The 7,934-nt window shown below is 70.1% G+C and carries 3 protein-coding genes; 2 read left to right on the forward strand and 1 reads right to left on the reverse strand.

The window, feature by feature from the left end:
- The first annotated feature begins 262 nt into the window (after positions 1 to 262).
- Together AB0L95_RS32950 and AB0L95_RS32955 are read left to right on the forward strand one after the other, a co-directional pair.
- Positions 263 to 2,722, forward strand: a complete 2,460-nt coding sequence (locus AB0L95_RS32950) for a SpoIIE family protein phosphatase (protein WP_365168079.1) — start codon at positions 263 to 265, stop codon at positions 2,720 to 2,722.
- Between the two features lie 93 nt (positions 2,723 to 2,815).
- Positions 2,816 to 5,221 carry a SpoIIE family protein phosphatase gene (locus AB0L95_RS32955; protein ID WP_365168082.1) on the forward strand — a complete coding sequence of 802 codons (2,406 nt, stop codon included), beginning with the start codon at positions 2,816 to 2,818 and terminating at the stop codon, positions 5,219 to 5,221.
- Between the two features lie 119 nt (positions 5,222 to 5,340).
- Here AB0L95_RS32955 and AB0L95_RS32960 read toward each other — a convergent pair whose 3' ends face one another.
- Positions 5,341 to 7,494: a SpoIIE family protein phosphatase gene (locus AB0L95_RS32960; RefSeq protein WP_365168084.1), complete on the reverse strand. Its 2,154-nt coding sequence runs from the start codon at positions 7,492 to 7,494 to the stop codon at positions 5,341 to 5,343.
- Positions 7,495 to 7,934 lie beyond the last annotated feature (440 nt).

Here is a 7,934-nt window from a genome sequence, read left to right on the forward strand (position 1 = left end):
TGATGATGTGATCAGTTCTGGGGGTATTGACGAGAAGATGGTCGTCTCTGATAATTTCATCAGAAATGGGCAAAGCATCCCAAGGCAGACGGATGCCGCGCCGGTGGGCCGCTCAACCAGCGGCCGAGTCGCACACCCGAGGCGGCTGCTGCCGCCCGGGTGATCCTCAGCCCCGGCGTCACCGTTTCACCCCGGCTGCACAACGGCTTGCCATGCCGCATGCCGACGCCCCCTCACCCCCGCACCTATGGGACGAACCTCGATGACGAACACTGATCACATGCCCCTCGCCGAGCCGGTGAGCCCCCGCGAGATACCCGACGCGGCCATAGCGATGCTCGATGCGCAGGGGACGGTGGTGGGGTGGACGCACGCCGCCGAGCAGCTGGTCGGGTATTCGGCCGGGGAGGTGGTGGGCCGGTCGGCCGCACACGTACTGTCGCCCCCCGGGGACGCCGGCAGGACGTCGGCGTTCGCCGAGCAGTGCCGTGCGCAAGGTGGCTGGTCCGGCACCGTGGCGGTCCGCCACCGCGACGGCCGCATGCTCACCATGACGCTGCGGATCTCGCTGCTGTGGGGACAGGGCGCCGCCACCCGGTGGCTGGTGTCCGGGGCCGACATAGGCGCGCTCTCCTCGGGAGCGGCGGACGGATCAGTACGCGAGTCGCTGCTCGCCCACGCACCGGTCGGCATCGTCGTTCGTGACCTGCAGCTGCGCTGCACGTGGGTGAACGACGCCATGGAGAGCCACGACGGAATTCCTCGTGACCGACGGTTCGGGCAACGTCTGAAGGATTCGCTGCCCGGTTTCGAGGCTGAAGCGCTCGAGGTGGTGATGCGGCAGGTGCTGGAGAGCGGTACCACCATGGTCCACGAGTACCGGGCGTGGCCACCGGCCGGCCGGCATCGGGAGCACGTGTTCTCGGCCTCGTTCTTCTGCCTCCAGGACGCGGACGGCAAGCCGCTGGGGGTGTGCTCCCTGAGCGTGGATGTCACCGGCAACCGGCGGGCGCGCGAGCGCCTGGCCATCCTCAGCGAAGCCAGCACGCGCATCGGCAGCAGCCTCGACGTCATGCAGACCGGGCAGGAACTGGCCGAGATCGCTGTGCCCCTGCTGGCCGACCACGCCCTCGTCGATCTGGTGGAGTCGGTTCCGTTCGGCGTGGAGCCCTCGCCACGGACCGGCACGACGAGCGGCCGCCTGCCGCCGCTGCGCCGTGCCGGTCTGGCCTCCATCGACCTGGGTGTCCTGGAGTTGCCGTGGGCGCGGGAAGAGGTGCGCCACGCCCACCCGGGCTCGCCGTTCGCTGCCGTCCTGCGCACGGGCAGGTCTCACCTGGAGCCGGTGCTGGACACCCAGGCCGGCCCGTGGGTCGACAATGACCCGGTGCGGGCGCAGAAGGTGCGGGACAGCGGCGTCCACTCTTTGATGGTCGTGCCCATCCGTGCGCGGCGCTGCGTGCTGGGACTGGCGCTGTTCGGCCGCTCCGAGGAACAGAAGCCGTTCCAGGAGGACGACCTGCTCCTCGCCGAGGAACTCGTCACCCGGGCCGCTCTCTGCCTGGACAACGCCCTCCGGTACGCGCGTGAGCGCACCGCGGCCCTCACGCTGCAACGCGACCTGCTTCCCCACCGGGTGCAGGGCGGTGCCGCCGTCGAGGTGGCCTCGCGCTATGTGCCGGCCGATATGGAGTACGGCGTGGGGGGTGACTGGTTCGACGTGATCGAGCTGTCCGGCGCCCGGGTGGCCCTCGTCGTCGGCGATGTCGTCGGGCACGGTCTCAACGCGGCGGCAGCGATGGGCCGGCTGCGCACCGCCGTCCGCACGCTCGCGGACATGGATCTGCCTCCTCATGAGCTGCTGGCGCACCTGGATGACACGGTCCGGCGGCTGAGCGAGGAAGACGCCGACGATCCGGACCAAGTCCCGGCTGTGGCGGGTGCCACCTGCCTGTATACCGTCTACGACCCGGTCACCCGCCAGTGCACGATGGCGCGGGCCGGGCACCCCCCGCCCGCGATCATCGACCCGCAGGGGCACGTCGTCTTTCCCGACCTGCCCGCCGGAGCCCCCCTCGGCCTGGGCCTTGGACTGGTCCCCTTCGAGTCCGTGGAACTGGAACTGCCCGAGGGAAGCCTGCTCGCGCTCTACACCGACGGTCTGGTCGAGTCCCGCGACGACGACATCGACGTCGGCCTGCACCGCTTGGGAGCCGCCCTGGCACAGCCTGAGTCACCCCTGGAGGACCTGTGCTCGCAGGTGATCGAGACCCTGCCGGCTCAGGCACCGCCCGACGACGTCACCTTGCTCCTCGCGCGAACCCGCGCACTGCAGCCGGCCCAGGTCGCCTCGTGGGACCTGCCGAGCGAGCCGACCGCGGTCTGTACCGCCAGGCGGGCGGCTGCCCGTCAGCTCAGCGCATGGGGGCTTGAGCATCTGGTGACCACGGTGGAACTGATCGTCAGTGAACTGGTCACCAACGCCCTCCGCTACGGCGAGGGACCCAACCGCCTACGGCTCATCCAGCACCAGGTTTTGACGTGCGAGGTCTTCGATGGCGACACCAGAAGCCCGCGCCCCCGTCATCCCCGCATCCTCGACGAGAACGGCCGCGGTCTTTTCCTCGTCGCTCGGCTGTGCCGCAGGTGGGGCTCCCGCTCCGTCGCGGACGGCAAGGTCGTCTGGGCCGAACAGGACCTGTTCCCCACGGCCGCTGCGTGATGCGCTGCCGGCCCCGGCGACGACTGCTGTGTGGATCACCGAGATGAAGGTGGCCCCGGACGTCGCTACAGACCCTCGCAGGAAAGTGCACAAATGAACGTGAACGCAATTAATGGATATTCATCCGATCCCGGTGGGGCCGGTGGGGCGTACTCCTTGGACGGCCTGGCAGCCGCGGTGCTCGACGGTCGCGGTGCGGTGGTGCGATGGACCGCGACAGCACAGGACCTGACCGGTGTCACCGCCGAGGAGGTCTGCGGCCGCCCTGTGCGGGAACTGATGGCCGATCTCCCCGACGATCTGCGTAATGGCCCGAAGATGCCGGCATCGGGCCGGGTACGGCTGCGGCACCGGTGCGGCGACGTCATCGATGTCACTTTCCGGACCATAGAGGTGGAGGGCTCGGCGGAGTTCCTCGTCCTTGCGGCACCCACACACAGCGTCGCCGACCACGAGCAGGGCGCAGCTCTCCTGCGCGCACTGTCCTCGCAGGACCGGATCACCATCGCTTTGCACGACACGGATCTCGCCACTGTGCAAACGAACGCCACGCGGGGCGCTCTCGACGGCCGGCCGGTACAGCCCGGTACCCGGCTGTCCGGCGTCCTGTGCGCCGAGGATGCCGAGGACCTCGAGGCAGTCCTGCGTCAGGTGCTCCAGACGGGCGTCCCGGCGGTCCGCAGGAACCAGCAAGTGCGCTGGCGGCAGGATCCGGCGCGACCGCACACGCTGTCTGTGTCCGCGTTCCGTCTGGAGGACGGGAAAGGACGGCCCACAGGGGTCGCGGCCCTGTACATCGACAGCGCCGACGAGCTGCGTACCCGCCGCCATCTGGATCTCGCCCGCGAGGTGGCCGAGCGGGTGGGAGCGTCGCTGGATGTCGTGCGCACCGCGCAAGACCTTGCGGACGTCATCGCACCGGCGTTCGGAGATCTGGCCGTAGTCGTCCTTGCGCATTCCGTGTTCGAGGGGGACGAGCCATCCAGGCAGGTGGGCGGTGGAGATCTCCATCTGCGCACCGCGGCCCTGGCGCCGGCCGACGCTGTGTGGCCGGCCGGCATCCGGCACGGCGGCCTCGTCCCACCCCTGTCCGACCACCCTCTCCTGCGCAGCTCCCAGCACGGCAAGACCGTCGTCTATGGCCGTGAGGACTTCGTCGCGCTGTTCGGCGGCCCGCAGCCGGCCCAGTATGTTCTGCCGGAAGACGCCCATACGGTGATGGTGGCGCCGCTGTACGCGCGCGGCCTGACCCTCGGTGACATCGTGGTCTGGCGCACCGGCCGATCAGACCCGTTCACCGAGGACGAGGCGGACCTCATGAAGCAGATCGCCTCGCGGGGTGCGCTCGCCATCGACAACGCCCGCCGCTACACACGCGAGCACAGGGCGGCCGTGGCGCTGCAAGAGCGCCTGCTTCCCCCGGCCACGACCGACACTGCGGCAGCCGAGACCGCCGGCGTCTACCTGCCCGCAGGCGGCGGGGCGGACATCAGCGGCGACTGGTACGACGCCATTGCCCTGCCTTCTCTCCGGCTGGCCCTTGTCGCCGGAGACGTGGTTGGCCACGGCATGCCGGCAAGTGCCACCATGGGCCGCCTGCGCGCCGCCATCCAGACGCTCGCGGACCTCGAGATGGAGCCGGACGAGCTGCTCACCCGGATTGCGGACCTGGTCCAGCGCCTCGCGGCCGAAGCCCCGCCCGGCGGCCACGACAGCATCGGCGCCACCTGCCTGTACGCGGTCTACGACCCGGTCACCCAGCGCTGCACCATGGCCAGTGCCGGGCACCCGCCCCCCGTTCTGGTCCGGCCCGGCGGGAGCGCCGAACCCGTCGGGATCTCCCCGGGGCCACCGCTGTCCGTCAGCGGCATGCCGTACGAGACCACCACGATCGACCTCGAGCCGGGCAGCATCCTCGCCCTCTACACCGACGGCCTGATCGAACGGGGCGACCGCGACATCGACCAAGGGCTGCGGTGCCTGACAGATGCCCTCGCCGCGTCCTGCCGTCCGGGCCGTGCCCTGGACGAAACCGGCCGGGCCCTCCTCGCCGGCCTGGTGGACCAAATGCCCCGCGACGACGCGACCCTGCTGCTGGCCCGCACCCGCGCCGTACCGGCAAAGAACACTGCTCACTGGGAGATCCCGGCCAACCTGGCCGCCGTCTGCGAAGCCCGAGAATGGGCAGCCCGCCAACTCACCCTGTGGGGGCTGAACGACCTCCTCTTCACCACCGAACTCATCGTCAGCGAACTGGTCACCAACGCGATCCGCTACGGCCGTCCGCCAGCCGAACTACGCCTGATCCGCCACAACGTTCTGGTGTGCGAGGTCACCGACTCCAGCAGCACCCAGCCCCGCCTGCGGCGCGCCCGCACCACCGACGAAGGGGGACGCGGCCTGTTCCTCGTCGCCCAGCTCGGCACGCGCTGGGGCTGCCGCCACGGCCAGAACCGCAAGACGATCTGGTCCGAGCAGCACATCGACTGCCCCCGCTGATCACGCTCAGAGCTCGTGGTCGACACGATGCTCAGCTGCGCGCTGCTTGCGACCGCGCCTTCCGCGTGATCGCATGTACGCGCCTTCAGCTCCTGCAGGGCTCTTGACCATCGTTGAACCTACAAGGAGTCCCGTGCCGAGAATCCGGCGGACGCCTTCTCGTTCAGCTCGGCCCAGACCGTCTTGCCCTGTCGGGCGTGGCGTGTTCCCCAGTGCTCCGCGATCTGGGCGACCAGAAGCAGGCCCCGTCCTCCCTCGTCGAAGGTGCGGGCCCGGCGCAGGTGAGGGGTGGTGCTACTCGTGTCGGAGACCTCGCACACCAGGGCACGGTCGTGGATCAGGCGCAGCCCTATGGGAGGGCGACCGTAACGTATGGCGTTGGTGACCAGTTCGCTGACCATCAGTTCGGCGGTGAACTCGAGCTCCTCCAGCCCCCACCTGCTCAGCTGCTGGGCGACGTCCGAACGGGCCCGGGCCACGGCGACGGGGTCGGCTTCCACGCCCCAGCTGGCGACTTGGCGAGCCCCAAGGACGTGGGTGCGGGCCAGGAGCAGGGCGACATCGTCGTGCGGTCGATCAGCGGGCAGCAAAGCCTCGAGCACGGTGTCGCACGTGGCTTGCAGGGACACAGCGGGCTGGGCGAGGGCTTGGCGGAGCAGGGCGATACCCGCTTCGATGTCGTGGTCGCGGGCTTCGATCAGGCCATCGGTGTACAGGGCGAGGAGGCTGCCTTCGGGCAGGTCGAACTCCGCCACCTCGAACGGCAGGCCGCCCAGACCCAGCGGCGGTCCGGGGGGCAGGTCGAGGAGGTCGGCGGTTCCGTCCCGGCTCACCACGGCGGGCGGCACGTGCCCCGCGCGGGCGAGAGCGCACTGGCGGGAAACGGGGTCGTAGACGGCGTACAGGCAGGTCGCGCCGATGTCCCCGGCCGCTTCGACGGTCGGGTCAGTGGAGGCTTCGGCGGACAGGCGGATGACGACGTCGTCCAGGTGGGTGAGGAGTTCGTCGGGCGGCAGGTCGATGTCGGCCAGGGTGCGCACGGCGGTCCGCAGCCGCCCCATGGTGGCGGCGGCATGGATGCCGCGTCCGACCACGTCACCCACCACCAGGGCGACGCGGGCCCCGGACAGCGGGATGACGTCGTACCAGTCGCCGCCCACCCCGGCCTGGGCCCCCGCGGGCAGGTAGCGGGAGGCGATCTCCACGGCTGACTGCTCCGCGGTGTGCTGCGGGAGCAGGCTGCGCTGCAGGGTGAGAGCGGTGGCACGCGCATGCGTGTAGCGGCGGGCGTTGTCGACGGCCATCGCCGCCCTGGCGGCGATCCCCTGGGCAAGGAGCAGGTCCTCGTCGTCGAAGAGATCGGGGTTGCGGTGCCGGATGAACTGCGCGACGCCCAGTGTGGAGCCCCGTGCCCGCAGGGGCACCACCAGCGTCGAATGGGCCAGTTGGCCACCGCCGACGACATCACGGGGCATTGCCGGGCGGATGCGGCGGGAGGGCTGACCGGTGATCAGGGCGCGAGCCGGCGGCGAACCCTGCGCAGGGACGTGGAGCTGCTGCGGCCGGATCGTCGATACCGGGTCGCCCTCCACCACCGATCGCTGGGCGACCCGCCTCAACGTCAAAGAGCCCTCGCCCGGGACGTCGTTTCCGTGCAGCACAGAGTCGAGCAGGTCGACGGTGACCAGGTCGGCGAAGCGCTCGGTGGCGAGGTCCGCCAGTTCTTGCGCGGTTCGGGCGATGTCCAGCGTGGTGCCGATGCGCATGCCCGCCTCGTTCACCATCGACAGCCGCCACTGCAGTCGCCGATCCCGCTCCCCCTGGTAGACCGTCACGCCCTGCTCCGAGATGCGGTCGATGTAACCGGCCATCGTCACGATCAGCGTACGCGCCGCAGCGCTGATCAACTCGGCATCGTCGGTCAGCCGCGGCATCTCCTCGAGCAGCCGGTCGACGATGACACCCTGCCCGAGCCGGAAGGCCCGCAGCATCACGCTCAGCGGGATCCCGCGGCGGGCCAGCCGACCCGCACGGTCAGGGTCGCCAGCCGGCGTTTCGATCCGGCCCGGCTCGATACCGTCCACCAGACCGGCCAACGCCGCGAGAACGTGCTCAGCGACGTTCTGCGCCGTCATGCGGGCGATGTCCGGGTCTTCCCACACCTGAGGAACTTCACGCTGCAAGGACCGCTCCACATCATGGATCAGCTCGTCTGCTCGCAGACTGACCTCACGCGCGGCACGGGACACAAGACTGTCCGCAGCGACATCCACAAAAACGACGTTACGCCGCACCGGCGTGCAGAGCCCGTCAGGTTTCCAGAGGGCCAGGCGCCCCCGTGCCGAGAGCCCAGGACCCCACCCTGTCACACCCGGCCGCGAAGCCGTCCTGATCAAGGGGGTGCCAGGCGGCACCCCGGCCCGCGCGTTGATCATCCGGGCCGGATGCCGGTAGGGAAGTCGTAGCGTCCATCGATGATGTCCGCATCCGTGCCCCAGCCGAGCGGCGCGCATGCCTCGGCGGTGCGCAGCGGCCGTGAGAGGCTGCGCACCCCCGGATGGAACAGGAGTGCCGACGGCCCCAGGGCGGGACGTCACCGGCACACGCGCGGGTGGCTGGCAGGGCTTGGTCAGGTCGGCTGTGGTGACGTGTGTCCTCCGGGCCTGGTGTGGCGTTGAGAGAGCGTGACTCCGGACGATATGGCTGCAGTACG

The organism is Streptomyces sp. NPDC052036 (assembly GCF_040680495.1).
Lineage (GTDB): Bacteria > Actinomycetota > Actinomycetes > Streptomycetales > Streptomycetaceae > Streptomyces.